The following is a 25802-nucleotide window of genomic DNA, read 5'->3' as shown; positions in this document are numbered from 1 at the left end:
GCGAAGCGGCCAACCCCCCCTACAAATTGCCGCCGCCGATGTTTGACGCCCGCTGCAAGGCGTGTTGGTTCACTTTGGCTTTGCTGGTCTTGGTGGTGGCCAGTTTTGTCTCGCTCGATCTGGACTGGGCGTCTTTTGCGTCCATGGAAGCGGCACGCAGCATGGGCCGCTTTGTGGCGGAGTTTTTTCCACCTGATTTGTCGCCCGTGTTTGTGAACAAGGTGGTTGGGGCCGCTTGGGAAACCTTGGCCATGTCGGCGCTGGGCACGGCCATTGCGGCTGTATTGGGCTTGGCGCTGGCCGTGCCCGCCAGCCGCATGTCCACCCAAGACCCGGCATGGCTGCGCGGCCCCACGCGTTGGTTGCTGAACGCCCTGCGCGCCATCCCTGAATTGGTGTGGGCCGCTTTGCTCTTGATTTCGGCGGGCCTCGGGCCCATGGCCGGCACTTTGGCGCTGGCGCTGCACACCAGCGGTGTTCTCGGCCGACTGTTTGCCGAGGCCATGGAAAACGTGCCCACCGGGCCGGGCGATGCCTTGCGCACCCAGGGCGTGGGGCCATTGCGTGTGTTCTTTTATGCCACCTTGCCGCAGGTGCTGCCGCAGCTCATGAGCTACACGCTCTACCGCTGGGAGAACAACATCCGCGCCGCCGCTGTGCTGGGCGTGGTGGGTGCGGGTGGTTTGGGCCAGATGCTGTCTTTCCACATGGGCCTGTTCCACATGAACAAGACCGCCACCATTTTGGCGGCCATGCTGCTCATGGTGGCCTGTGTGGACGCGCTGAGTTTTGCGGCGCGGCGCTGGTTGACACGGTAATGCGCTGAACTGTCTGCGCATGGACTTTGTAGGTGCCCACCTCGTGGGCGAAGATGCGTGGTGCGCTGCTGCGCAGACGCTCAGCCGATGTGCCCATTCAAACCAGACTGAAGCCCAGCCACGCGGCTGTGCCCCACATCATCAATGCCACCGCGCCGTCAAGTGCGCGCCACCCCGGCTGGGCAGAGCCTGCTGGCCCATGTCAAACAGGTGCGCATGATGCAAGCCGATTTGCTGGGCGGTCTGCAAGGCACGTCCACCCCAAGCGGTGCGCGCAAGGCCCCTTTAGCCCAGCGCCTGACCGAAGCCGTCAAAACCGCTGCGCGTTTGCATTTGCAGCAGGTGCAGGGGGCATGACCGCTGAATGTTATTGATCCGGCCAGGTGAAGTTTGCATGAACGCTTTTTTTGTGGGAGCGACGCCCTCGTCGCGATAAAGCCCCGCAGACCACCCAGAATCGCCCCGAGGGCGGGGCTCCCACAATGCCCCTATCGCTGATGACTGTACGCAAGGCAAGCCTTGCACTTCAAACTTCACAGGGCCGGATCAATAGAACCCCGACGTCCCAAGTCCTTGACCTCAACAGCGCGGTGTGTGCCAGACTTGCTGGCCCGTTTGTCGAAGCTCAAAACGGCTTCGCAGCCCAGTGACTGCATTTGTGCACCGATCAGGTGATCTGCGAAATCTCCCCCCTGGTTTTGCCAGGCTTTGGCGGCGGATAACAAGACCGGCACGGCCTCGAAGCGCAGTCCAGGAAAAGCCAGCAGGGCTGCCAAAGTGGCTTGGCATTGCGCCAATGAATACCCGTAGAGCCCCTTCAGAACCCACATCACTTCGCACACCACAATGTGCCCGACCATGCATTCCCGGCCTGCATCCAGTTCGGTGTCCAAGGCCATTTGCACGCGCAGCGCTTGCTTGGGGTCGTCGTTCGTTATTAGACAAACGAGGACGTTGGTGTCGACCGCCAGCATGTCAAGGCTTGCGTGTTTTGCGGGCAAGCAAAGGCTTGCCGCTGGCCTGTGCTTCGATGGCCTGGTTCATTTCTTCGACCGTGTGCGCCTGGGTGGGCGCTGGCAGCAAGCCGCGCAAGCTGGCAAAGGAGGCCTTGGAAGCTTTGCTCACCACAATTTGCCCATTGGCCTGCGCCACAAAGGCTACTTTGTCGCCGGGCTCGAGTTGCAGCATCTGCCGTACATCTTTGGGCAGCGTGATTTGCGCTTTGCTGGTCAGGGTGCTGAGCATGATTTTTCCTTACGATGCGGTAAGGAAGAATAGCCATCCAGCACCGATCGGTCAAGCCTGAGCGGCGGAGGTCAAGGGCTGGAATTTGGCTTTCAGCCTCACCTTTTCACCTCACTTCGCCATCGAGCAATGCCCCCCGCTGCTCGCCTGGCCGGAGCCTGCAGCGATCAGGGGTGGTTCATTCCGCAGATCCACCGGGTCAGAGGCCTGAAAGTCCCAGGCCAAAAAAGCGGCCAGGGTGAGCCAGAAAACCGCTTGCAGTTTGTGCGTCGTGTTCATGTGGCCTCCATCAGAACTGGTAGTGGCGGCGCACGCGCACGCCAATCAAGGTGCCTGCAAAGGCCAAAGGCACCCATAGCCAGCCGTGCAGGCTGCCGGTGGAGATGCCGCTGAGCATGGCGCCGATGTTGCAACCAAAGGCCAGGCGCGAGCTGTAGCCCATGACGAAACCGGCCACCAGGCCAACCACCCATTGCTGCGTGGTCAGGGGCTTGCTGCCAGCCGGGGACTTGGCCGACACCCACAACGCACCGCCCAGAATGCCGATGTTGGTGATGGTGGTCACGTCCATGAACACGGTTTGTGTCAAGCGTTGCGCGTTGCCCGCCTGGCCCCAAAACGCGTTGGCCGTGGGGTCAAACGCGCCCAGCGCCACCGAAATCTTGGCAGCCCACAGGCCAAAGCCGTAAACCACACCCCAAGGCTGGCCCGCCAGCAGCAAGTTGAGTGTGGCCAGCATCGCCAACGCCACGGCGCCCCAAATCCAACGTTTGTCCAGCCAGCTTTGGCCCGCGCCCACCCACAGGCGCACGGCCACCAACACGGCGGCCAGCAGGGCCAGCGTCAAGGCCAAAGCGCCGCCCGTGCCGTATTCGGCAGAAAAACTGACCGGGGCCGTTTGGCCCAGTGACAACCAGCTGTCCAGGTGCACCGAACCCAAAAAGCTGCCCAAGGCGAACAGCGGCAAGATGCCCATGTTCAGCGGCACGCCCAGACCCGCCTTGTACAAACTGCCCGAGCCGCAGCCGTCGGCAATCTGCATGGTCAGCCCGAACACAAAAGCGCCCACCAGCAAACTCACGCTCGGTGGCCCGAGGGCCGCGTGCAGTTCGGAAAATTGACCCAGCAGCGGCAGCGCCGCCAAGCTGGCCAGTGCCAGCAGCAGCACTTGGCCGGTCACGCCCTGTGGGTTGCGCTGCTCAATGAGTTGGCGCCAACCCGTTGTGAAACCAAAGCGGGCGGCAGCCAAAGCCGCACCCATGCCTACGCCCACCAGCATCAGCACGGCTTGGCGGATGGACACGGACAGCGCCAAAAAGATGAAAAAGGCGGCCAGCAAGGCCGCCAAAGGAAGGCGTTTCATGACCCGAACTTATTTGAAGGTTTTCTCGGCCCAGAACTTGGCGTCGATCAAGAGTTGCTTGGGGCGGCTGGGCACGTTGGCCATGGGCAGGCCGCTGGCGTCTTTGGACCACTCCACCATGGAGCCCGCATAGAGCTTCACGTTTTTCTGGCCCAGCACTTCGGACATGGCAAACCAGTTGGTCGCTGCCCAGTGGCCGGTGTTGCAAAAGGACACGGTCTCTTTGGCTGGGTCGATGGGGCTGGCCGCGGCCACTTTTTGGGCTTGGTCGGTGCTCACAAAGGTGGAGGTGCCGGGGGCAAACCATTTGTCGTGTTCGACGTTCACTGCGCCTTGCAAGGTGCCGGGCACGCTGGCGGCCACATGGCGGGTGTCGCCCTTGAAGAATTCGGCTGGGCGGGCGTCGATCAAGGCGGCGTCACCGGCTTTCACGCGGGCGACCAGTTCTTCCTTGGTGGCGACCAGGCTCTTGTCGATTTGCGGCTGGAAGCTGCTGGCCGCCACTTTCACGGCTTGGTTGTTTTGCGGCAAACCGGCTGTGGACCAGCCCTTCACGCCGCCGTTGAGCACCGACAGCTCTTTGAGGCCCAGGACTTTCAGGGTCCAGTAAACGCGGGCCGAGGCCCCAAAGTCGGTGGCATCGGCACCGCTCGACACAATCACCGCGTGGGTGCTGGGGGTCAGGCCCAGGCTTTGCACCAAGGTGGTCAGTTTGGGCAGGGCGGGCAATTCTCCGGGGTTGCTGGCCGGGCCGCGCCAGGTGCCATAAGGCGCATTGACCGCGCCAGGGATGTGGTTGGCCGCATATGACTTGGGGTCGCGGATGTCGATCACGCGCACGTTGGCGTCGGAGAGTTTGGCCTGCAGCTCGGTGGGGCTGAGCAAGGGTTGCGAGGCGAAAGCGGGTGCAGACAAGGCGGCAGCCGACACGGTCAGAACCAGGGCAGTGAGGCGTTTCATGGGGCGTTCCTGAATGGATGAAGCAAAAGATGGCGCGATTGTGGCCAGCCGCTTCAGACATGGGAACGATTTTTTAGTTGGTTATATATGTCAAGATGAATATAAAGACATGGATGGGCCTTTTGCAATGCCGGTCAGTCATGAGGCCATCAATGCCCTGGGTTCAGGGCGTAACGCTGCGCTGCCCACAGTGCCCCTGTGCCCATCACGCTGGCCACCAGCAGCCACCACAACGCCAGGGTGTAACCGTGTTGCGGTGACCACAGCAGGCCCAGTGTCAGCGGTGCGGCCGCTCGGGCCAAGGCAATCGGCATGCCCAGCAAGCCATTGAGCTGGCCCACATGCGCACGGCTGACGTATTGCGCCATGGCCGTGCCTTTGACGATGGTGTTCATGCCATTGCCCAAGCCATAGAGCAACACAAACACCAGCGAGGCCACAGGGTTCAAGCCGCCCAGCAGCAAGGCCACAATGCCCGCCGGGATCAGCGTTGGAATCCAGCGGTTGGCGGCGTGCACATCCCAATACCGCTCGAACACAAACAACACCAGACGGCCGACCACTTGAATCACGCCAATGGCTGCGGGGATGGCGATGACCCAGGTTGGGGACAGGCCGGACTCTTGCAGCAAAGCGATCATGTGTGCGGGCAGGGCCGAGGTCACCGACATGGTCAGCACCATGAACAAAGCCAACAACCAAAAGGGCGCGTGGCGCAGGTGTTCGCGCACCGACAGGGGGGTGGGGGCGTGTGCGCTGGCGTGATGCGAAGCCAAGGGGTGGGCGTGGGGCTGCTCAGCGGGTTTTTTCAGCAGCCAAAAGTGCAATGGGGCGCACACCAAAAACTGCAGTGCAGCCAAAGCCCACAGCGCATGACGCCAGCCCCACAAGCTCATCCACCACGAAAACAAGGGGATGAACACCGTGCTGGCGAGACCGCCCAAAAAGGTGAGGGTGATGATGGCCCGCCGAAAGTCTTGTGGAAAGCGCCGGGTGACCACGGCAAACGCCGGCGTATAAAAAGTCGCGGCCGTGCCCAGTCCAAGCCAGATCCAGGCCGCATAAAAACCAGCCACCGACTGAACTTCACTGTGGCCCAGCAGGCCAAGCCCAATCCAGACAGAGCCCAGACCCATGACCCAGCGCTCATGGCCAGCGTCGATCCACCGCCCCACCAGATACGCCATCAAGCCTTCGGCCAACAGGGCCAAGCTGAACGCCACCGAGGATTCGGCGCGGCTCATGCCCAGTTCGGCCTCTAACGGGGTCATGAGCAAGGAAAAGGTGTAGAACACGCTGCCCCAGGTGATGAGCTGGGGCAAAGACAGCCAAAAGCTGAAAGGCCCTAAACCTGAAGACTTCAAGGGTTGACGGGGGACGTGAGGCATGGACGAAGGATCGTGTTCAGTGGGCAGGGCTGGCGTTCATCTTGCGGCTGTGATGCCGGAAAACCTGTCGCCTGCGTGCGGTGTGGGCTTGGGAACACGCATTAGAGTGGCAGGCTAAGTGGACTGGACATGAACGCTCAATTGCTGTCGATTTTGAATCAACTCGCCCGGCTTGACCTCGCGGCCGAACCTGCCTTGCAAACCCATGCCCGCTGGCTGGTGCTGGACACCTTGGGTTGCATCACAGCGGGTTTGCGGGCACAGCCCGTGGCCAGCCTCTCGCAGGCCGCTGCAGCCGCAGACCCCGGCGGATTCCGGTTCAATCCGAATGGGGGTCCGGGCCTGTCGGCGGCCCATGCCGCCATGGTGCTGGCCATGGCCGCTTGCTGGGATGAGGCCTGCGAGGGCCATGCCGGTGCCCATGGACGCCCGGGGGTGGCGGCTTTGGCAGCGCTCTTGCCGATGGCTTCGCAGCTGACGTATGGGCAATTTCTGACCTCTTTTGTGGTGGGTTATGAGGTCGGGGCCCGCATGGGGGCGAGCTTGCGCATCAACAAAGGCATGCACGTCGATGGCAACTGGCCAGCCTTGGGCGCAGCCGCTGCCGTGGCGCACGCGCTGGGGCTGAGCCCCGAGCAGATCGCGCAAGCGGTTCAGGTGGCCGCTTGCCAATTGCCCATGAGTTTGTATTTGCCCGTGCGTTCGGGCGACACCTCGCGCAACACCTATTTGGGCCACGCAGCGCAGCTGGGTCAAACTGCCGCGTTGGCTGTGGCCAGTGGCATCACGGCACCTGCCGGGGCGCTGGCCGAATATGCCCAAATCGGCCTGGGCAAGCCGCCCCTGCCTTGGGATGATTCGCCGGGTTTTCAACTCTTGCAGGCCTATTTCAAGCCTTATGCGGCGGTGCGCCATGTGCATTACGGTGCTTTGGCGGCCCACGCGCTGCGGCTGTCGCTGGATGTGGCCAAAATCGATCGCGTGGTGCTGCAGGTCTACGAAGAGGCCACCATTTACTGCGGCAACCGGGCACCCCAAACGCCTTTGCAGGCGCAGTTTTCTCTCAGCTTCGGTTTGGCCGCCATGCTGCGTTGGGGGCGTCTCGACCCGTGGGTCTACCGTGAGCCACAGTTTCAAGACCCTTTGCTGCGTGCGCTGGAAGCCAAAGTGCAGGTGCAAATCGATGCCCCGTGGACCCAGCAGCAACAGCGCGGAGCGCGGGTGTTGATCGACTGCAGCGATGGCACCCGGCATGAGCACGTCATCACAGCCGTGCCCGGCGACGCGCAAATGCCCTTCACCGAGCCCGAGCTGCAGGACAAATTTTTGAGTTACTGCGAGGGCAGCCTGCCTGCCGCGCAGGCCGCAGACTGGGCCGCGCAGTTGCTGCACGCCCCGCTTGACGCCCGTCCCTTTCCGTTTTGGCATTCATCCCAGGAGAAAACACCATGTTGAAGAAAACCCTTGTGACGACCGCTGTGCTGGCCGCCGCCTGGCTGAGCGGCCCAGTGGCCGCACAAACCACCGACTTTCCGAACAAGCCGGTGCGCATCGTGGTGCCTTTTCCACCCGGCGGCGCCACCGACATCACGGCCCGTGTGGTGGCCGAAAAACTCAGCACCAAATGGGGCCAGCCTGTGGTCATCGACAACAAAGCGGGCGCGGGCGGCAACGTGGGCTCGGACCTGGTGGCCAAATCGGCACCGGATGGTTACAACATCGTGCTGGGCGTGACGGGCTCGCACTCGATCAACATCTCCCTATACAAAAAGATGCCTTATCACCCGCTCAATGACTTTGAGCCGCTGACACAGGCCACGATCTATCCGAACGCGATTGTGGTCAACCCCCAGGTGCCGGCCAACAGCCTGACCGAGTTGATCGCGCTGCTGAAAAAAGAGCCGGGCAAACTCTCTTATGGCTCGGACGGCAACGGCACGGCATCGCACTTGGGCATGGAAATCCTGAAGTCCAAGGCCAATGTGCAGCTGACCCACATTCCCTACCGGGGCAGCACGCCCATGATCACCGACTTGCTGGGCGGCACCTTGATGGTGGGTGTGACCGGCTTGCCAGCCGTGCAGCAGCACCTGAAGGCGGGCAAGCTCAAGATGATCGCCATCACCACCCCCCAGCGTGCGCCCGGTGCACCCGATTACAAAACGGTGGCCGAGCAAGGCTTTGCCAATTTCAATGCCGCGCCTTGGGCCGGCTTCTTTGCGCCCAAGGGCACGCCCAAACCGGTGCTTGACAAACTGGCCACGGACTTGGCCGATGCACTCAAGCAACCCGACGTGGTGCAAAAGATGAACGAGCTGGGCAGCACCGTGGTGGGCAACAAACCCGACGAGTTCCGCCAGTTTGTGGGCCGCCAGATCGAGTTGTGGGCCGAGGGGGTGAAGATCTCTGGCGCCACGGTGGACTGAGCCATGGCGGCTTTGGGCAACTTTGCGCCTTCGGGTGATTATGCGTTTCCCTACCGGGACTTGGTCGGCACGCAGGTGCTGGTGACCGGTGGGCGTGGCACTTTGGGCGCGGCCATCAGCCGGGGCTTTGCATCGCTGGGCGCGCAGGTCTGGTGCGTGGACCAGTCCCCGATACAAGCGGGTGAGAACGATCCGCGCATCACACAGCGCGTGGCCGATGTGCGTGACCGCGCTTCACTGCAGGCGGTGCAGGCCGAGCTGGCGCAGACGGCGGGCCTGGATGTGCTGGTCAATGCCCACGGCTTGCAGATCCGCTCGGACTTTGCGGGCTGCGACGAAGAGACCTGGATGACCCTGACCGATGTGAATTTGAATGGCGTTTACCGCAGCTGCCAGGTCTTTGGCGAGCCTATGCGTACACGCGGCGGCGCGATTGTGAACATTGGCAGCGTCAACGGGGTGGTGGTCTCGGGCAAGGGCACGCCCTATGGCATTCAAAAAGCGGCCGTCTCACACATGACCAAGGTGCTGGCCGTCGAGTGGGCACCGTTGGTGCGTGTGAACGCGGTGGCCCCCACGGCGATTCCCTCGGGCATGACGCAGGACTTGTTTGCCAACCCGGATTACGTGCGCACCAAGACGCAAAGCATTCCGCTCAAGCGCACCGGCACCGAAGAGGACATCGTTCACGCAGTGATGTTTTTGGCCTCGTCGGCCTCGGGGCTGGTCACGGGACACACCCTGATGATGGACGGGGGTTTGTCTTTGGTGTGATGGCCAGCTGGCTGGCCGCCCCTGCGCTCAACGTGCAGGGGTCAGCAACTGCCAGCCTTCTGGGCAATAGCGGGTGTCGGGGTAAAACTGCCTGACCGAAGCACAAAAATAATGGGCTTCTGCCGGAGCCGGAGGTGGAAAAGACGGGTTGACAGGGTTGGCATAAGTCACCGGTGGTACGGACAGCACCGGTGTGCTGGTGGTAGCCTGAATGACCGCCCCCGCCAAGCCCAAGACCACCAAAGCCCCGATCCAGTCGCCCGCACCGTGACGTCCACCCCCATGACGGTTGTGGTGCTGCCCGTGGTGAGGCCCCGCCATGGCCAGACTGCTCATGCTGGCAAGCACAAGCCCCAAAACGAAGACGCGGAAACTTTTTTTCATGGCAAAACCTTTGGCAAGTGTGTCCCTGCATAACGCCGGTCAGCACGGGCCGTTGACCGCAGCACACCTGAACTTGTTTTCAGTTGTCACTGCCACGCACCTTGGTCATGGGTCCGGCCCGATGATGTTGGCATCAACGCTCTTTTGTAGGAGCGACGCCCCCGTCGCGAAAAGCCGCGCAGACCACCAAGAATCGCCCCGAGGGCGGGGCTCCTACAAACTGCAGTGCATCTCCCTTGTAGGAGCGACGCCCCCGTCGCGATCACGCTCGCAGACCACCAAGAATCGCCCCGAGGGCGGGGCTCCTACAAACTGCAGGGCATCCCCCTCGTAGGAGCGACGCCCCCGTCGCGAAAAGCCTCGCAGACCACCAAGAATCGCCCCGAGGGCGGGGCTCCCACAAACTGCAGGGCATCTCCCTTGTAGGAGCGACGCCCCCGTCGCGATCACCCACGCAAACCACCCACAATCGCCCCGAGGGCGGGGCTCCTACAAAATGCAGGGCATCTCCCTTGTAGGAGCGACGCCCCCGTCGCGATCACCCACGCAAACCACCCCCAATCGCCCCGAGGGCGAGGCTCCTACAAAATGCGGGGCATCTCCCTTGTAGGAGCGACGCCCCCGTCGCGATCACCCTCGCAAACCACCCCCAATCGCCTCGAGGGCGGGGCTCCTACTTCACAGGGCCGGATCATCAGTGCTCTTTGAGCACTCGCCGGTATTGCACCGCTTCGGCCACATGCGCTGCCTCGATGGTGCTGCTGCCCGCCAGGTCGGCGATGGTGCGGGCGACTTTCAGGCTGCGGTGCACACTGCGTCCGCTCCAGCCCAATTTGGCCGCTGCTTTTTGCAGCAAAACCGTGGCCTTGTCGTCCAGCTGCGCTTGGGCGTCAATGGCTTGACCTTGCAGGTCGGCGTTGGCGCAGCCTTGGCGGGCCAAGGCCCGTTGGCGTGCCGCCAGACTGCGGGCAGCAATCGCCTCTGTGCTTTCACCGGGCGGCGCGTTCAGCAGGTCTTGTGCGGGCAGGCTGGGCACCTCGATGTGCAAATCGATGCGGTCGAGCAAGGGGCCGCTGAGCTTGCCCTGGTAGCGGCTGACCTGGTCGGGCGAGCAGCGACAGGCCCGCGTGGTGCTGCCCAAATAGCCGCAAGGGCAGGGGTTCATGGCCGCAATCAACTGAAAACGCGCCGGAAACTCGGCCCGCCGGGCAGCCCGGGCGATGGTGATGGTGCCGGTTTCCAGGGGCTCGCGCAGGGCCTCGAGGGCCGCACGGGGAAATTCGGGCAACTCGTCCAAAAACAGCACGCCGTGGTGCGCCAGCGAAATTTCCCCCGGTCGGGGTGGGGAGCCACCCCCCACCAAAGCCACTGCACTGGCCGAGTGGTGCGGTTGGGCGGTGGGGCGCTGCGCCCAGCGGCTCAGGTCAAAGCGCCCGGCCAAGCTGGCGATGGCCGCTGATTCCAAGGCGTCTTCAATCGCCATGGGTGGCAACAAACCCGCAAATCGCTGTGCCAGCATGGACTTGCCCGAGCCTGGCGGGCCCACCATGAGCAATGAGTGGCCTCCGGCGGCGGCGATCTCCAGCACCCGTTTGATGCCCGCTTGACCTTTGACATCGGCCAAGTCGGCATAACGAGGAGGTGCGCTGGGCGTGGTGGCGGCCATGCGGGACCATCCCTCGCTGGGCGCAGGCGGGGTGTCGTTGGAGGGGGGCAAAAACTGTTGCACCACATCCAGCAGGTGGCGGGCCCTGAACACTTCGGTGTCGGGCACCAAAGCCGCTTCTTCGGCGCTGCCCGGGGGCAACACCAGCCGCGTGCGCACCTGCTGCTGGCGCAGCACCAGGCTCATGGCCAGTGCGCCGCGCACCGGGCGCAGTTCGCCCGACAGCGACAGTTCGCCCGCAAACTCGTGACCGGCCAGTTTGCTGGCATCGATTTGCCCGCTGGCCGCCAAGATGCCCAAAGCGATGGGCAAATCCAGACGCCCCGAGTCTTTGGGCAAATCGGCCGGGGCCAGGTTGACCGTGATGCGTTGGTTGTGCGGAAAGTCCAAGCCGCTGTTTTGCAGGGCAGAACGCACGCGCTCGCGTGCCTCTTTGACCTCGACGTCCGCCAAGCCGACCAGTGTGAAGCTGGGCAGGCCATTGGCCATGTGCACCTCCACGGTCACGGCGGGCGCTTGCAGGCCGATCAAGGCGCGGCTGTGCACCAAACTGAGACTCATATCCCCTCCCTGCCCCATGCTGGTGCATGGTGTGTGTTCTGGCACGCCGTCAGTGCATGCGCTTCTTGTTGAAATGCCATTCAAACATGCACTGTGGGCAAATGCACTGGTAAATCCCCGGGTATGAGAGACGCCGCATGGGTTGGCACGCTCTGTGCATAGATGGCTTGTCTTTTCTTCACTTTATTGGAGTTCCTCATGAAAAAAATCCTTGTTCCTACTTTGATCGCCCTGGCTTTGGGCGGCGTGAGCGGTCTGACCCAAGCCCAAACAGCGGCTCCCGAGAGCAGCCTGTCCTACAACGTCGGTGCGACCACCGATTACCGTTACCGTGGCATTTCTCAGTCGCGTCTGCAGCCTGCTGTGCAAGGTGGCATCGACTACGCTGACAAGAGCGGTTTTTATGTGGGTGCTTGGGGTTCGAGCATCAAGTGGGTCAAGGATGCGGGTGGCGACACCAACATGGAATTGGACCTGTATGCCGGCTACAAGGGGGCTGTGGGCGATGTGGCCTATGACGTGGGTTTCTTGCGCTATCAGTACTCGGGTAACAAACTGTCCCAAGTTCCAGATTTTGCAAACGCCAACACCAATGAGATTTATGCAGCGGGCACCATGGGTCCTGTGACCTTGAAGTATTCGCACGCCATCTCCAACATCTTCAGTTTCATCGACAGCAAAAACAGCTATTACGTGGACCTGAGCGGCACGTTTGACCTGGGCAATGGCTTGAGTCTGGTGCCACATGTGGGCTACCAGTCCATCAAAAACAGCAGCAATTGGTCGTACACCGATTACTCGCTGACATTGGGCAAAGACCTGGGCAATGGCTTGTCGGCCACAGCCGCCTTGGTGGCAACCGACGCTGACAAAACCTTGTATGTCACCCCCGCAGGCAAGTTCACAGGCAAGACAGGTGTTGTTGTCGGCCTGAAATACGCCTTCTGATCGCCGTTCAACCCAACAAGGAGCCATCATGAAACTGGTGACCGCCATCATCAAACCCTTCAAGCTGGACGAGGTGCGTGAAGCACTGTCGGGCATCGGCGTGCAGGGCATCACCGTGACCGAAGTCAAGGGCTTTGGTCGTCAAAAGGGCCACACCGAGCTGTACCGTGGCGCGGAATACGTGGTCGACTTTTTGCCCAAAGTGAAGATCGAAGCCGCTGTGTCCAACGACCTCGTCGATCGTGTGATCGAAGCCATCGAGTCGGGTGCCCGCACCGGCAAGATCGGTGACGGCAAGATCTTTGTGTACGACCTCGAACAAGTGGTTCGCATCCGCACCGGTGAAACCGGCGGCGAAGCCCTCTGATCAAGAAGAAAGAGAGTCAAACAATGAAAAAGTTACTCGCTACTTTGGCCTTGGGCCTGAGTTTGGGTTTGGGTGTGTTCGGTACGGCTTCTGTCGCCACCGCACAAACCGCCCCTGCAACCGCCCCCGCCGCCGTCACGGCACCTGCTGCTGAGGCCAAGGCCGATGCGGCACCTGCCCCTGCAGCGCCTGCTGCCGCTGCACCCGCAGCAGCCGAAGCCGCGCCTGTGCTCGTGCCCAACAAGGCCGACACGGGCTGGATGATGCTGTCCACGATCCTGGTGATCTTGATGGTCATCCCTGGTTTGGCCCTGTTCTATGGCGGCTTGGTACGCAGCAAAAACATGCTGTCGGTGCTGATGCAGGTGGTGGTCACCTTCTCCATGATCACTGTGCTGTGGTTCATCTACGGTTACAGCCTGGCCTTCACCGAGGGCAATGCCTTCATTGGGGGTTTTGACCGCCTGTTCATGAAGGGCATTTGGGACAACGTCGCGGGCACATTTGCCAACGCCGCCACCTTCAGCAAGGGTGTGGTGATTCCTGAAATCTCGTTCGCCGCCTTCCAGGCCACGTTCGCAGGCATCACTTGCGCACTGATCGTGGGTGCATTCGCTGAGCGCATCAAGTTCTCTGCTGTGCTCGCTTTCATGGTGTTGTGGTTCACTTTCAGCTACCTGCCTGTGGCGCACATGGTCTGGTTCTGGATGGGTCCTGACGCCTACACGACCAAAGAAGTCGCCGACGAAATGACATCCAAAGCCGGTTTGCTGTGGCAGTGGGGCGCTTTGGACTTCGCTGGCGGAACCGTGGTGCACATCAACGCCGCTGTGGCTGGCTTGGTGGGTGCCTTCATGGTGGGCAAGCGCGTGGGTTATGGCCGTGAATCCATGGCCCCTCACAGCCTGACATTGACCATGGTCGGTGCCTCCTTGCTGTGGGTGGGTTGGTTCGGTTTCAACGCGGGTTCTGCTCTGGAAGCCAACGGTTTCGCTGCCCTGGCCTTCATCAACACCTTGATCGCGACAGCCGGTGCTGTGTTGGCCTGGTGTGTGGGTGAAGCGCTGATGCGTGGCAAAGCCTCCATGTTGGGTGCCGCCTCGGGTGCCGTGGCCGGTTTGGTGGCCATCACACCAGCAGCGGGCAACGTGGGTCTGGGTGGTGCTTTGATCATCGGCTTCATTGCAGGTTTTGCTTGCCTCTGGGGCGTGAATGGTCTGAAGAAGATGCTGGGTGCAGACGACTCCTTGGACGTGTTCGGTGTGCACGGTGTCGGCGGCATTGTGGGTGCCTTGTTGACCGGTGTGTTCAATTCGCCCGCCTTGGGTGGCCCCAGCGCCATGGGCGACTGGGTCACACTGACCATGGTCACGCCTGATGCTTATTCCATCGCCTCACAAGTGTGGATCCAGGCCAAAGCGGTGCTGCTGACCATTGTCTGGTCGGGTGTGGTCTCGGTTGTCGCCTTCAAGATTGTTGACCTGACCATTGGTCTGCGCGTCACCGAAGAAGAAGAGCGCGAAGGTCTGGACATCTCCTCGCACGGCGAGTCGGCTTACCACGGCTGATCTGGCAAGTTGAATGCTTAGGGTGGTTTGCCACCTCCCATCTTCCCAAGCCCGTTGCACCCTGTGCACGGGCTTTTTTGCTATGGTGTTGGCTTTGACGCACAGAGGTAGACGCATGACATGGGCAGATCGAAAAGTGGCTGTGGTGACGGGCGGTGCCCGAGGCATAGGTCTGGCCATTGGCCAGTGGTTTCTGGCCAACGGACACCAGGTCGTGCTGCTCGACGTGGATTCCACCACGCTGGACGCCACGCAAAAGCAACTGAGCAGGTCAGGCGACGTGCTGTGCCTGCACACCGATGTGTCGCAGCCAGACCAAGTCCAAGCCGCTGCCGACCAAGTCATGGCGCGTTTTGGCCGTGTGGACGCGCTGGTCAACAACGCGGGCGTGGCGGTGTTCAAGCCCGCACTCGACACCCATTTTGATGAATGGCGTCATGTGCTCTCGACCAACCTGGATGGCGCGTTTTTGTGCACGCAGGCGTTTGGCACCATCATGGCGAGCCAGCGCAGCGGGGCCGTGGTCAACATCGCGTCCATCTCGGGTCTGCGCGCCAGCACCTTGCGCTTGGCCTATGGCACCAGCAAGGCTGCACTGATCCACCTGACCAAGCAGTACGCCGCCGAATTGGGCAATTACGGTGTGCGCGTCAACGCGATCTGCCCCGGCCCGGTCGAGACCGAGATGGCCAAGCTGGTGCACAGCGCTGCCATCCGCGCCGACTACTACGACACCATCCCGCTGGGTCGCAACGGCAGCACCGAAGAGATGGCCAACACCGTGGGCTTTTTGTGCAGCCCCCAGGCCAGTTACATCAACGGCCAATCCATCGCGGTCGATGGCGGCTTTGACGCCTCGGGCGTGGGCCTGCCCACCCTTCGCCGCACCACGGCCGAGCTGCAAACCGTGGGCCAAGTCGATTGATCGGGTTACCTAACGCCCTCAGGGCATGCAAACAGGGCCGCTGAGGGCACAATGCCCCGCATGAACCCTTGGACCCGCATCACCCCCGAACCCGACGCCTTGGGCGAATCGCCCTTTTGGCACCCGCAAGAGCAGCGCCTGTATTGGGTGGACATCCCCGGCAGACGCATCGCCCGCGTCCAGCTCGATGGCCTGCAGACCCGTGGCGCGGTCGAGTACTGGGCCATGGGCGAAGAACCCGGCTGCATTGCCCCTGTGCAAGGCGATGACCCAGGTGGCGGCCTGGTCGTGGCCCTGCGCGATGGCATTTATCTGGCGAGGCAGTGGGGTGGTGACTTGCAGCCGCTGGCCGCTGCGCCTTACGACACAGCCAAGCTGCGCTTCAACGACGGCAAGTGCGACGCCCAAGGCCGATTTTGGGCAGGCAGCCTGTACGAACCCAAAGACCAGGCGCTGGGCGTGTTGTACAAGCTGGACGAGCAAGGCCTACAGGCCATGATGGGCGGTGAGAAGGGCGGTGTGGTGACCGCCAATGGCCTGGCCTGGTCACCCGATGGCCAAACCGCTTATTGGGCCGACACGGCCGCGCACCAGATTCGCGCTTTTGACTTTGATCTGGCCTCCGGCCAGCTGTCTGCCGGGCGCGTGTTCCACCAAATGCCCCCCAAACCCGCAGGCTGGGTCTGGGGCCAGCCCACACCCCCTGCGGAATATGGCGGCCGCCCTGATGGTGCGGCGGTGGACAGCGAAGGCTGTTATTGGTCTGCCCAATACGAAGGCCATCGCTTGCTGCGCCTGTCGCCCTCAGGCGAAGTGTTGGCCGAAGTGGCCACGCCCGTGCCTTGCCCCACCATGCCCTGCTTTGGTGGGCCCGACCTGAAAACCCTGTTCATCACCACCTCCCGCCAAGGCCGCAGCCCGCAAGAGCTGGCGCAGTACCCGGCGGCAGGGTGTGTGTTTGCGACGCGGGTGGCGGTGGCGGGTTTGCCGGTGAATGGGTTTGCGGTCCGGCCCCGCTAAAAACTGGCGGATTTGGGTATCGAACCTCTGCCAGCACGAGGGGTGCAAATCACCCATGAACTCATTGATCGTCTGCGGGATCAGTCAGGCATTTGATGCGGTGCATGTCTGGTGCACTTGCAAGCGGGACGATGGCCACGTCAACATTTGAACAATGCTTCAAATTGACCCTTTGCCGCAACTGCCTCTGCAGCGCCCACAAAGGCCAGATGCCGCAATTTCCCACAACCCCATCGTTCAAAAAATTCACGCGCCCTCACGGGGCCGGGCGTTACCATCTTGGCCCATGGATGCTCAACTCAATTCACTCATCGACGCCGTGCGTGCCGCCGCAGCCCAAGGCCGCACCTTGCGTTTGCGCGGCGGTGGCAGCAAAGATTTCTGGGGCCAGAGCCTCACGGGCGAGGTGCTGGACACCCGAATCTACCGGGGTATCGTCAGTTACGAGCCCAGCGAGCTGGTGGTCACCGTCCGGTGCGGCACGCCCTTGGCCGAACTGGAAGCTGCCTTAGCGGAGAAAGGGCAGTGCTTGGCTTTTGAGCCGCCGCACTTTGGCCCCGGCGCGACAGTAGGCGGCATGGTGGCCGCTGGTTTGAGCGGCCCGGCCCGCGCCACGGCTGGCGCTGTGCGTGACTACGTGCTCGGGGCCCGCTTCATCAACGGTCTGGGCGAGCACCTGACCTTTGGCGGCCAGGTCATGAAAAACGTGGCCGGTTACGACGTGAGCCGCCTCATGGCCGGCAGCTGGGGCACGCTGGGCCTGATCACCGAGGTCAGCCTCAAGGTCTTGCCCGTGGCCCCGGCCGAGGCCACGCTGATGATCGCGGGTCTGGCCCAAGGCCCGGCGCTGGATTTGCTGCACCGCTGGGGTGGCCAGCCCCTGCCCCTGAATGCCAGCGCCTGGGTGCGCGACAGCACGGCCCAACCCGTGGCCGATTATGTGTTTGTGCGCCTGCGCGGCGCGGTGGCGGCGGTGCAGTCGGCCACCGTCAAAATGAGCGCCGATGCCGCTGCCCTGGGCGCGCAGGTTCAGACCATGGACAATGCCGAAGCTGCCTTGGACTGGCGTGCCAGCACCGAGCAGACTTTGCCGTTTTTTGATGCGCCCAGCCCCGATGCCTGCCTGTGGCGTCTGTCGGTGCCGCAAACCGCACCGGTTTTGGACCTGCCTTATTCCACCTATGTGGAGTGGCAAGGTGCGCAGCGTTGGTTGTGGGCACCCGCATCGGCCGCGGTGACTTTGCGCGCGATGGCCCAGAAGGTCGGCGGCCATGCCACGCTGTTCCGAGCCAGCGCCGCCCATGCCGCATCGGACAAAGCCGTGGGCGTGAACACGCCTTTGGAGCAGGTGCAGCAACGCATCCAGCAGCAATTGCAACAGCAGTTCGACCCGAAAGGCGTGTTCGCCACCGGCCGCTTGCACCCCCTCTGAGGCGAATCGTCATGCAAACCAACCTTGCCCCCGAATACCAAAACTCCCCCGACGGCATCGAAGCCGAAGCCATCCTGCGCAAGTGTGTGCACTGCGGCTTTTGCACCGCCACTTGCCCCACTTACCAGCTGCTGGGTGACGAGCTGGATGGCCCGCGTGGCCGCATCTACCTGATGAAGGCGGTGCTGGAGGGCGAAACGCCCACCCGCAAAACCCAGATGCACCTGGACAGGTGCCTGACCTGCCGCAACTGCGAAAGCACATGCCCCAGCGGCGTGCAATACGGCCATTTGGTGGACATCGGCCGCAAGCTGGTGGACGCCAAAGTCGAGCGCCCCGCCTCTGAAAAACTGGTCCGTTGGGTGCTCAAAGAAGGTCTGCCTTCGCCCCTGTTTGCCCCGGCCATGAAGATGGGCCAGATGGTGCGCGGCCTGCTGCCCGACAGCCTGAAAGCCAAAGTGCCCGCGCCGCAAGACGCTGGCATCTGGCCCACCCGAACGCACGCCCGCAAAGTGCTGATGCTGGCCGGTTGCGTGCAGCCGAGCATGAGCCCCAACATCAACACCGCCACCGCCCGCGTATTGGACGCCGCAGGCATCCAAGCCGTGACCGCCCCCAAGGCCGGTTGCTGCGGCGCGCTCAAATTCCACCTGAATGATCACGACGGTGGCAAGGACCACATGCGGGCCAACATCGACGCCTGGTGGCCGCTGGTCGAATGCGGCGAAGTCGAAGCCATCGTCATGAACGCCTCGGGCTGCGGCGTCATGGTCAAGGACTATGGCCATGTGCTGAAAGACGACCCGGAGTACGCCGACAAAGCCGCCCGGATTGGTGCCTTGACGCGCGACCTGAGCGAGTTGCTGCCCGAGTTGGTGCCCTTGCTCAAAGACAAGCTCAAACCTGAGGCCCTGCAAGCCGCAGGCCTTCAGGCTTACCACCCACCCTGCACGCTGCAACACGGCCAGCAGCTCAAAGGCGGCGTCGAAAAGCATCTGGGCGATCTGGGCTTTCAGATCAAGGTCACCGCCAATGAATCGCACCTGTGCTGCGGCTCGGCGGGCACTTACAGCGTGCTCAACCCGGATTTGTCCAAACAGCTGCGCGACCGCAAACTGGGCCACCTGAATGCGCTGCAACCGCAGGGCGTGCTGAGCGCCAACATCGGCTGCATCACCCACCTGCAAAGCGGCAGTGGCCTGCCGGTGCGGCACTGGGTGGAGTTGTTGGATGAGGCGCTGCTGGTCGGGTGACGATCCCGTTGAGGTAAAACAAAATTGACATGGTTTGATTTCATGGTAAATTTTGTTTCATGTCGAAGCCTGCTCACGCCACAGAAATTCTGCCTGCTGCGGTTGCCCGCGCCCTGAAAGACCTGGGTGAAAATTTAGCGCTGGCCCGCCAGCGCCGCAAAGAAAGTCAGCGTACTTGGGCCACTCGCCTTTCGGTCTCGGTGCCCACGCTCATTCGCATGGAAAAGGGCGACCCTTCGGTCGGCATGGGCGTCTACGCCACGGCCCTTTGGCTCATGGGCCGGCATGCAGCGTTGCCTGAGATGGCGGCACCTGCACAAGACCTGAATGCGCTGGAGCAAGACATTGAAGCCGTGCGCCAGCGCAGCAAGCGCTTGTCGCGCAAACCGGAGCCCTCACTGTGAGCCAGGCCTATGAACCCCAAGACAGCATGAGCCTGTGGTGGTTGGGTGATCCGCATGCGCCTCAGCGTATCGGTACCCTGAGCCTGCAAGACCAGCGCCGCAAAGTCGCCCTGACTTCCGACCCCGTATGGATCGCCTCGCCAAAAGGCTTCGCCTTGAGCGAAGACCTGCCCTTGCGCCTGGGGCTGATGTTGCCCGCCGAACGCGATACCGCGGCGGGTGCGGTGGACGATGCACGACCCGATCAATGGGGCGAGCGTGTTATCCGATTGATCGAGCGGCCTGCGCGTTTGTCTTTGCTGGAGTATTTGTACTTTGCTGGCGATGACCGCTTTGGGGCTTTGGGCGTTTCATTGCTTGCGGAAAGTTATGTCCCCGCCGCAACAGCCGCCATGCCCACGTTTGACGGACTGGCCGACATGCATCAGGCGGTGCAGCGCGTTATGGCGGGCGATGCCGTCAGCGAACAGCAGCGTCGTTTGCTGCAGCCTGGCGTGAGCATGGGCGGCGCACGGCCGAAGTCCTTGATGCAAATCGATGGTGTGTCCTGGATGGTCAAGTTTTCGGAAGGCGGAGATCTGGACTCGCCACTGATCGAACACGCCAGCATGCAGCTGGCGCGCCGTTGCGGCATCCAAACGGCAGACACCTTGGCGCTGCCATTGCCGCAAGGCCACGCTGTGGCTGTCCGGCGCTTTGACCGCGCGGGCTCACAGCGCCAGCATGTCCAGTCCGCCTGCGTCGCATTGCGGGCCGCAGGTGAGGTCCTCGGCTACCCCGAACTGGCGCAACTGATTCGCCGCTTGGGGCGGCCTGACCAAGTGCGAGCGCAGCAGCAAGAGTTGTTCAGGCGCATGGTCTTCAACATCCTGATCGACAACACCGACGACCATGAAAAGAACCACGCGCTGGTGCGAGGCGCTGATGGTCTTTATGCGTTGTCACCCGCTTTTGATGTGCTGCCTGCCGCGCAGGGTCTGGCTTATCAGCAAATGCGTGTGGGCGCTCTGGGTCATGAGGCCAGCCTGACCAATGCGATGTCAGAAGCGCGGGCCTTCGGGCTGACGGACGCGCAAGCCCAGCAAACCGTGGCCGAGATCGCCTGTCAGGTGGCGCAGTGGAAAGCGGTGTTCAAAGGTCTGAATGTGCGAGATCAGGACATTGACCTGCTGGCGCAGTATCTGGATGGCGCGCATTTGCGTGAGCAGCGCCGACTTTGTTGATGAATGTGGGCTGCGCCTTCAACCCGCCAGAACCCCTGCGATATCACCCACGGAAATCACCTCAACCCCTTCGGCAAAAGGCCAGCGCTGCTGCACGGGGGCGACGATGTAGGTTTTCTCGGGTTGCACGTCTTGCAGGGATTGCCAGAAGCCTTTGGTGACTTTGGGCGCCACGCTGAACTTGATTTCGAAACCGATTTTTCGCTGCCCGGTTTCCACCACCACATCCAGTTCGGCACCCGCCGCTGTTCTGTAAAACGACAGGCTGGCCCCAGTGGGCATGTGGGCGGCAATTTGGTCGATGACAAAGCCTTCCCAGCACGCACCTGCCATGGGGTGGCCTTGCAGGTCGTCCGGATGGCTCAAGCCCAGAAGGCTGTGCAGCAGACCGCTGTCGCGAACATAAACCTTGGGTGCCTTGACCAAACGCTTGCCCAGGTTGGCGTGATAGGGTTCGAGTTTTCTGACCAGCAAGGCACCCACCATGTGATCGAGCCAGCGATTGACCGTGGGGGCGCTCACGTCCAGTGAGTTGGCGATGGCCGATGCATTGAACAGCTGGCCATGCACATGCGCCAGCATGCGCCAAAAACGGCGCAGACTTTCGGCATCCACGCGCAAGCCCAGAGCTGGCAAATCGGTGTGCAGCAGGTGTCGGATGAACGCATCACGCCAAGCCCAAGAGGCGTGTGAATCGACGGCGGTGAAGCTGGGCGGAAAGCCGCCGCGCACCCACAAGTTCTGCACGGTACTGAGCTCCGAGCCGACTTCGTTGAAGAGGAGCGGGAACATGTCAATCAGACTCAACCGTCCGGCCAAGGATTGGGATTGGCGCAGCAATTCAAACGAAGCCGAGCCCAGCAAGACAAAGCGCCCGGGGCGACGGATGCGGTCGATTTCACCGCGCAACACCGAAAACAACTGCGGTGCATTTTGAACCTCGTCCAGGATCACCAGCCGGTCTGCGTGGGCTTGCAGAAACAGCGGGCCCTCGCCCAGGCGTGCCTGATCTTGTGGGGATTCCAGGTCCAGATAAATGGCATTTGGATGGGTGTCCAGCAGAGCGCGGGCCAAGGTGGTTTTGCCAATCTGGCGCGGTCCCAAGCTGGAAACAGCTGGGCTCCATGTGAGGTGTGAGGCCAGTGTGCTTTGGGCAATGCGTTTGAACATCCTTGTAAATTAAATATGCCATATTCAAAATACAAGGATAAATCGACTTTCTAAAAGCATCTGGCCCAAACTCGCCTGAAATCTCGCGCAGAGCCAAAACCGCAGGCCTCGGCCAGTTGCTCCTGGGTCAGTGACGGGTTGTGCGCCATCAACTCTTGCGCACGCGCCATGCGCAGTTGCTGCTGGTAGTCCAGCACGCTGATGCCGGTGTGTTGCATGAACAGGCGCGACAAATGCCGGGGGCTCACGCAAGCCACCTCTGCCAACTCCGTTAGCGACCAGCGGCGCGCCGGGTCTTGGGCCAGGCTGTGCGCGATGGCGTCTTGTGCGCGGTGCACCGCCGGGTGTATGTGGTTGCGGTGCGCCAGCCAAGGCGAGAGCTGTGGGTCGTTGGGGCCGCGACGGGTGTACATCACCAAACGCCGCGCCACCTGCGCTGCCAGCGCAGCACCGGCCACTTGTTCAACGATGTAGAGCGCCAGATCGATGCCGGTGGTGATGCCTGCGCTGGTCAGCACCCGGCCGTCATCCACAAAAATCCGGTCGGCTTGCACTTGGGCGGTGGGGGCCAAGGCTTGCAAATCGTCGAGGAGCGTGTGGTGTGTGGTGCAGCGCAGGCCGTCGAGCTGGCCCGCCATGGCCAGCAGCAAAGCGCCCGAGCAGATGCTGGCCAAGCGCGTGTCCGGCTGAACGGCGGTTCGCAACCAGCGCACCACTTGATGGGCTGCCGGCATTGCGTAGTCTTCGCGCTCGTGACTGTTGCCGGTGATCAGCACCAGGCTGTTGGGCGGCAGTGGCTGGGGCAAGGGTTCAAGCCCGGTCAGTTGGGTGCCCAGCGATGTGGGCACATCGGGCAGCGGCCCGCAGGTGTACAGCGTGAGCGGTGCGCCCATGTCTCGCGCCATGCGAAGGGCTTCGGCGGGGCCGGCGTAGTCGAGCAGCAGCACGCCTGGCGTGACAACCAGATAAACCGACAGACTCAAGTTTTCCATGGCCAGCGGTTGAGCAGCTTGACTGTCATGCCTGGTTTTTAAAGGCCAGTCATTCGGACGCGCAGCCCTGCGGTTTGAACACACGTGCGGTCGAAGCCGGGTTGTTCAACAGCTTGGCCGCAGGGCGCACCGGGCGGCGCACCAGTTCGCCACCGCAATTGGGGCAGATGCCCTTCAAGCGCGTGTCTGCGCAATCGGCGCAAAAGGTGCATTCAAAAGAGCAAATCCGCGCTTCCAGCGCCTCAGGCGGCAGGTCGCGGTTGCAGCATTCGCAGTTGGGACGCAGTTGGAGCATGGGGTTTCCTGATGGGCGTTTCAAAGGCTGGACAGGCAAGTATCCACGTTCACGATGCGCGCAAAGCGATCGGCCAAGACCAGCTCGGTGCGCGTGATGATGTCCTGTGCGCTGAAGGTCTGACCGGTGCCTTTGTGCGTCATCGGGAAAGTGAGTGTGGCCTCGGACACAAAGTCCACCGCATAACCCAGGTCCGAGCCCACACGGGCCGTAGTCTCGCAACACTGCTCGGTGCGGATGCCGCTGATGATGATGCGCTGCACGCCTTGACGGCGCAGCCAGTTGTCGAGCCCGGTGTCGGTGAAGGCGTTGTGCACATGCTTGTCAAAGCGTGCGGCGGGCTCGCCGGGCAGCCAGTCCATGGCACGGATCAGGCCCGAGTCGGCATGAAAAGGCGCATCGTCGTCGATGTGAAAAATGTGCACTACCGGTACATCCGCTTGACGGCAAGCCGCTTCCAGTTTCAGGAGCGCATGCTGAAATGGCGCGAGTTGTCCAGACGACCAATACGGCATGCGCATGAAGGACTGCTGAACATCGACGATGAGCAGGGTGGATTTGGGCGGCTTGGTGTGGCGGGTCATGATGCGCTGGCTCAGGCGTTGAACATGCCGTCATTGTGCGAATCAGACCGGACGTTGCACAGGGCTGGGCGAGACGATAAGGGGACGAAAAAAGACAGATGGACATGCAGGCAACATCAGTCATGCAATTTCAGCAATCGTGAGTCATCTTGGAAGCGATTTGGCTGATAAAAAAGCATCGTAAAGTACTTTATATTCAAGCGCATACTGACATTTTCCGTTGGACACGCTTTATGGAATACATCATTGAACAAAGTCGAATTCGAGAAATTCTCGGAACTCCCAATGCATTGACCCGCCAAAAAATCAAGGGAAACTTGCATCAAGCAATGATGCGTTTTATCAAAGCTTCCCCTCTTGTGATGTTGGCAACAGTTGATGAAATGGGTTTTCCAACAGTCTCACCAAAGGGCGACCAGCCAGGGTTTGTGCAGGTTCCAGATGAGCGCACTTTATGGATACCGGAGCGCAAGGGCAATAAGTTGGCTTTTACCTTCGAAAATTTATTGATCAATCCCAAGCTGGGACTGATCTTCATGGTGCCCGGAAGTGATGAGACATTGCGAGTTCAAGGTCATGCAAAGGTTCTGCATGATGTTGCACTGTGCCAGTCCTTGGCATCTGCCACGCAGGATGCTTTACTGGTCATTGAAGTGTCCGTCACGCAGTGTTACTTTCATTGTGCAAAGGCGTTTTTGCGCAGCCAAGCGTGGCGAGCAGATTCGTGGGGACCCAAACAGGCCGTTTCATTCGGTGAAGAAATTTTGGGGGCCTCTTCAGAAGTGTTGGATGCGGTCACTCAGTTGGATGCAGGTGTGCGCAGTCGGTATCAAACAGATTTATAAAAATCCTGGCTCCTTCAGCGTATTCAACCGAAGTTCAAAGTCCTTTTCCCCATCCGGCAAGGCCCGCGCCCGAGCACGCCAAAATGCCCACCCGGGTAGGATTGAACGCTGAGATGGCAGACCGCGCTTGCAAAGCGCACACAAAGGACAAGACGATGGCGATACCTTGGTTGATGGCGCTGAAAGTGATTCCCTGGGGCGATGTGATCGAACACGCACCTTCGGTGCTCAAAGCCGCACGCAAGCTGATGGACCGCCAACCCCCTCAGCCGCCCGGCCAAGCAGGCACGCCTGCTACAACGACCCCGGTCAGTGCGGTGCCCAGCTTGGGAGAACTCAAAAACGCCTTGATCGCCGCACAAGGCCAGATCGACCGCCAAGCCCAAACCCAGCGCGAGCTGACCGAAACCCTGGCCGAGTTGGCCGAACAAAATGCGCGTTTGGTCAGCGCCGTGGAAATGCTGCGCCTGCGCACACGGGTGTTGGTGTGGGGTGGCGTGGCGATGTTGGTTTGGTTGGTGGTGCTGACTTGGAGGGGTTGAATCAAGGAGCCGGAACGGGTTGGAGGCCCATCATGCAGAGCCGTTGGTCACGGCTGGCAGACCAACGGGCAGGGGGATAACCGAGTCGTCTGATACCAAACCCCCTCAATTTGATATCAAAACAACATCAAAACACCATCAAGCCTCCAGCGCCGCCTCAATGTCCTTGGCCATCTTCTCGGGTGAGTCTTGCGGCGCATAGCGCTTGATCACCCGCCCGTCCTTGCCAACCAGAAACTTGGTGAAGTTCCATTTGATGGCCTTGCTGCCCAAAATGCCGGGGGCTTCGGCGGTGAGCCATTGGTACAGCGGGTGTGCCTCGTCGCCGTTCACTTTGACCTTGCTCATCATCTGAAAGCTCACGCCGTAGTTCTTCTGGCAGAAGTTGGCAATCTGTGCGTCGTCGCCCGGGTCCTGGCTGGCGAACTGGTTGCAGGGAAAGCCGAGCACGGCCAGGCCTTGGTCGGCGTAGGCTTTGTGCAATTTTTCCAACCCGGTGAATTGGGGCGTGAAGCCGCAGGCGCTGGCGGTGTTGACTATCAGCATCACCTGACCTTTGTAGCGCGACAGGGGCACGGTTTGGTGGTCGATGCTTTGGGCTTCGAGGTCGTACAGGCTCATGGGGTGCTTTCCGGTGGTAGTGAGCAAA

29 protein-coding genes are annotated in these 25802 nt (G+C 61.6%); 16 read left to right on the top strand and 13 right to left on the bottom strand.

Annotated features, from left to right (window positions below):
* Nucleotides 1–38: 38 nt before the first annotated feature.
* Both phnE and B9Z48_RS21930 read left to right on the top strand, forming a co-directional pair.
* A complete protein-coding gene (phnE, locus tag B9Z48_RS17400; RefSeq protein WP_199233545.1) occupies nt 39–818 on the top strand; it encodes a phosphonate ABC transporter, permease protein PhnE in 780 nt (259 codons plus the stop codon).
* A 144-nt stretch (nt 819–962) separates the two neighbouring features.
* Entirely contained in the window at nt 963–1175 is a 213-nt protein-coding gene (locus B9Z48_RS21930) for a hypothetical protein (protein WP_233261180.1), read from the top strand.
* A gap of 176 nt (nt 1176–1351) precedes the next feature.
* Here B9Z48_RS21930 and B9Z48_RS17390 read toward each other — a convergent pair whose 3' ends face one another.
* From B9Z48_RS17390 to B9Z48_RS17370, 6 genes are all read right to left on the bottom strand, one after another.
* Nucleotides 1352–1792, bottom strand: a complete 441-nt coding sequence (locus B9Z48_RS17390) for a PIN domain-containing protein (protein ID WP_108380096.1) — start codon at nt 1790–1792, stop codon at nt 1352–1354.
* Between the two features lies 1 nt (nt 1793).
* Nucleotides 1794–2063, bottom strand: coding sequence for an AbrB/MazE/SpoVT family DNA-binding domain-containing protein (locus tag B9Z48_RS17385; protein WP_089952387.1), 270 nt, complete (start codon nt 2061–2063; stop codon nt 1794–1796).
* A gap of 111 nt (nt 2064–2174) precedes the next feature.
* Complete coding sequence (locus tag B9Z48_RS21685; RefSeq protein ID WP_199225068.1) at nt 2175–2342, bottom strand: hypothetical protein; 168 nt, start codon at nt 2340–2342, stop codon at nt 2175–2177.
* A 10-nt stretch (nt 2343–2352) separates the two neighbouring features.
* Nucleotides 2353–3426 carry a YeeE/YedE thiosulfate transporter family protein gene (locus B9Z48_RS17380; RefSeq protein ID WP_108380094.1) on the bottom strand — a complete coding sequence of 358 codons (1074 nt, stop codon included), beginning with the start codon at nt 3424–3426 and terminating at the stop codon, nt 2353–2355.
* A gap of 9 nt (nt 3427–3435) precedes the next feature.
* Nucleotides 3436–4386 (bottom strand): sulfurtransferase, encoded by a 951-nt coding sequence (locus tag B9Z48_RS17375; RefSeq protein WP_108380092.1) that lies wholly within the window; start codon nt 4384–4386, stop codon nt 3436–3438.
* 149 nt (nt 4387–4535) lie between these two features.
* Complete coding sequence (locus tag B9Z48_RS17370; protein WP_108380090.1) at nt 4536–5774, bottom strand: MFS transporter; 1239 nt, start codon at nt 5772–5774, stop codon at nt 4536–4538.
* Nucleotides 5775–5903: 129 nt separating this feature from the next.
* Between B9Z48_RS17370 and B9Z48_RS17365 the strand changes: the two genes are divergently transcribed.
* Genes B9Z48_RS17365 through B9Z48_RS17355 form a run of 3 tightly spaced genes read left to right on the top strand, consistent with a single transcriptional unit; the run spans nt 5904 to nt 8974 of the window.
* The gene (locus tag B9Z48_RS17365; protein ID WP_108380088.1) at nt 5904–7229 is read left to right on the top strand and encodes an MmgE/PrpD family protein; all 1326 of its coding nucleotides are present in this window, start codon (nt 5904–5906) and stop codon (nt 7227–7229) included.
* Nucleotides 7223–8200: a tripartite tricarboxylate transporter substrate binding protein gene (locus B9Z48_RS17360; protein WP_108380086.1), complete on the top strand. Its 978-nt coding sequence runs from the start codon at nt 7223–7225 to the stop codon at nt 8198–8200. Before B9Z48_RS17365 ends, B9Z48_RS17360 begins: the two co-directional genes overlap by 7 nt.
* A gap of 3 nt (nt 8201–8203) precedes the next feature.
* Nucleotides 8204–8974, top strand: coding sequence for an SDR family NAD(P)-dependent oxidoreductase (locus B9Z48_RS17355; RefSeq protein ID WP_108380084.1), 771 nt, complete (start codon nt 8204–8206; stop codon nt 8972–8974).
* Nucleotides 8975–9001: 27 nt separating this feature from the next.
* Here the strand turns inward: B9Z48_RS17355 and B9Z48_RS17350 are convergent, their stop codons facing one another.
* Nucleotides 9002–9358 carry a hypothetical protein gene (locus B9Z48_RS17350; RefSeq protein ID WP_108380082.1) on the bottom strand — a complete coding sequence of 119 codons (357 nt, stop codon included), beginning with the start codon at nt 9356–9358 and terminating at the stop codon, nt 9002–9004.
* A 694-nt stretch (nt 9359–10052) separates the two neighbouring features.
* The gene (locus tag B9Z48_RS17345; RefSeq protein ID WP_108380080.1) at nt 10053–11585 is read right to left on the bottom strand and encodes a YifB family Mg chelatase-like AAA ATPase; all 1533 of its coding nucleotides are present in this window, start codon (nt 11583–11585) and stop codon (nt 10053–10055) included.
* Nucleotides 11586–11783: 198 nt separating this feature from the next.
* Between B9Z48_RS17345 and B9Z48_RS17340 the strand changes: the two genes are divergently transcribed.
* From B9Z48_RS17340 to B9Z48_RS17300, 9 genes are all read left to right on the top strand, one after another.
* Nucleotides 11784–12533: a TorF family putative porin gene (locus B9Z48_RS17340; RefSeq protein WP_108380078.1), complete on the top strand. Its 750-nt coding sequence runs from the start codon at nt 11784–11786 to the stop codon at nt 12531–12533.
* Between the two features lie 28 nt (nt 12534–12561).
* Nucleotides 12562–12900, top strand: coding sequence for a P-II family nitrogen regulator (gene glnK, locus B9Z48_RS17335; RefSeq protein ID WP_089952365.1), 339 nt, complete (start codon nt 12562–12564; stop codon nt 12898–12900).
* Nucleotides 12901–12923: 23 nt separating this feature from the next.
* Nucleotides 12924–14468: an ammonium transporter gene (locus B9Z48_RS17330; RefSeq protein ID WP_108380076.1), complete on the top strand. Its 1545-nt coding sequence runs from the start codon at nt 12924–12926 to the stop codon at nt 14466–14468.
* 115 nt (nt 14469–14583) lie between these two features.
* Nucleotides 14584–15393: an SDR family NAD(P)-dependent oxidoreductase gene (locus tag B9Z48_RS17325; RefSeq protein ID WP_108380074.1), complete on the top strand. Its 810-nt coding sequence runs from the start codon at nt 14584–14586 to the stop codon at nt 15391–15393.
* 60 nt (nt 15394–15453) lie between these two features.
* The gene (locus B9Z48_RS17320; protein ID WP_089952635.1) at nt 15454–16413 is read left to right on the top strand and encodes an SMP-30/gluconolactonase/LRE family protein; all 960 of its coding nucleotides are present in this window, start codon (nt 15454–15456) and stop codon (nt 16411–16413) included.
* A 286-nt stretch (nt 16414–16699) separates the two neighbouring features.
* Nucleotides 16700–17845, top strand: a complete 1146-nt coding sequence (glcE, locus tag B9Z48_RS17315) for a glycolate oxidase subunit GlcE (protein WP_108380133.1) — start codon at nt 16700–16702, stop codon at nt 17843–17845.
* A gap of 11 nt (nt 17846–17856) precedes the next feature.
* Entirely contained in the window at nt 17857–19098 is a 1242-nt protein-coding gene (gene glcF, locus B9Z48_RS17310; protein ID WP_108380072.1) for a glycolate oxidase subunit GlcF, read from the top strand.
* A gap of 59 nt (nt 19099–19157) precedes the next feature.
* Complete coding sequence (locus B9Z48_RS17305; RefSeq protein ID WP_089952357.1) at nt 19158–19502, top strand: DNA-binding protein; 345 nt, start codon at nt 19158–19160, stop codon at nt 19500–19502.
* Entirely contained in the window at nt 19499–20725 is a 1227-nt protein-coding gene (locus tag B9Z48_RS17300; RefSeq protein ID WP_233261179.1) for a type II toxin-antitoxin system HipA family toxin, read from the top strand. Before B9Z48_RS17305 ends, B9Z48_RS17300 begins: the two co-directional genes overlap by 4 nt.
* A gap of 18 nt (nt 20726–20743) precedes the next feature.
* Here the strand turns inward: B9Z48_RS17300 and B9Z48_RS17295 are convergent, their stop codons facing one another.
* Genes B9Z48_RS17295 through B9Z48_RS17280 form a run of 4 tightly spaced genes read right to left on the bottom strand, consistent with a single transcriptional unit; the run spans nt 20744 to nt 23766 of the window.
* On the bottom strand, nt 20744–21895 hold the full coding sequence (locus B9Z48_RS17295) for an ATP-binding protein (RefSeq protein WP_108380070.1): 1152 nt from the start codon (nt 21893–21895) through the stop codon (nt 20744–20746).
* A 50-nt stretch (nt 21896–21945) separates the two neighbouring features.
* Entirely contained in the window at nt 21946–22887 is a 942-nt protein-coding gene (locus B9Z48_RS17290; RefSeq protein WP_108380068.1) for a GlxA family transcriptional regulator, read from the bottom strand.
* Nucleotides 22888–22936: 49 nt separating this feature from the next.
* A complete protein-coding gene (locus B9Z48_RS17285; RefSeq protein WP_108380066.1) occupies nt 22937–23182 on the bottom strand; it encodes a DUF1272 domain-containing protein in 246 nt (81 codons plus the stop codon).
* A gap of 20 nt (nt 23183–23202) precedes the next feature.
* A complete protein-coding gene (locus tag B9Z48_RS17280) occupies nt 23203–23766 on the bottom strand; it encodes an isochorismatase family protein (protein ID WP_108380064.1) in 564 nt (187 codons plus the stop codon).
* Between the two features lie 233 nt (nt 23767–23999).
* On the opposite strand from B9Z48_RS17280, the gene B9Z48_RS17275 reads away from it, so the two are divergent.
* On the top strand, nt 24000–24611 hold the full coding sequence (locus B9Z48_RS17275; RefSeq protein ID WP_108380062.1) for an MSMEG_1061 family FMN-dependent PPOX-type flavoprotein: 612 nt from the start codon (nt 24000–24002) through the stop codon (nt 24609–24611).
* A 155-nt stretch (nt 24612–24766) separates the two neighbouring features.
* Nucleotides 24767–25153 carry a hypothetical protein gene (locus tag B9Z48_RS17270; RefSeq protein ID WP_233261178.1) on the top strand — a complete coding sequence of 129 codons (387 nt, stop codon included), beginning with the start codon at nt 24767–24769 and terminating at the stop codon, nt 25151–25153.
* A 138-nt stretch (nt 25154–25291) separates the two neighbouring features.
* Here B9Z48_RS17270 and B9Z48_RS17265 read toward each other — a convergent pair whose 3' ends face one another.
* Nucleotides 25292–25774, bottom strand: coding sequence for a glutathione peroxidase (locus tag B9Z48_RS17265; protein ID WP_108380058.1), 483 nt, complete (start codon nt 25772–25774; stop codon nt 25292–25294).
* Nucleotides 25775–25802: the final 28 nt, after the last annotated feature.

It is taken from the genome of Limnohabitans sp. WS1 (assembly GCF_003063265.1).
Taxonomy (GTDB): Bacteria; Pseudomonadota; Gammaproteobacteria; order Burkholderiales; family Burkholderiaceae_C; genus Limnohabitans_A.
Note: the sequence above shows the minus strand (reverse complement) of the source record. Positions and strands in the feature narration are given on the sequence as shown.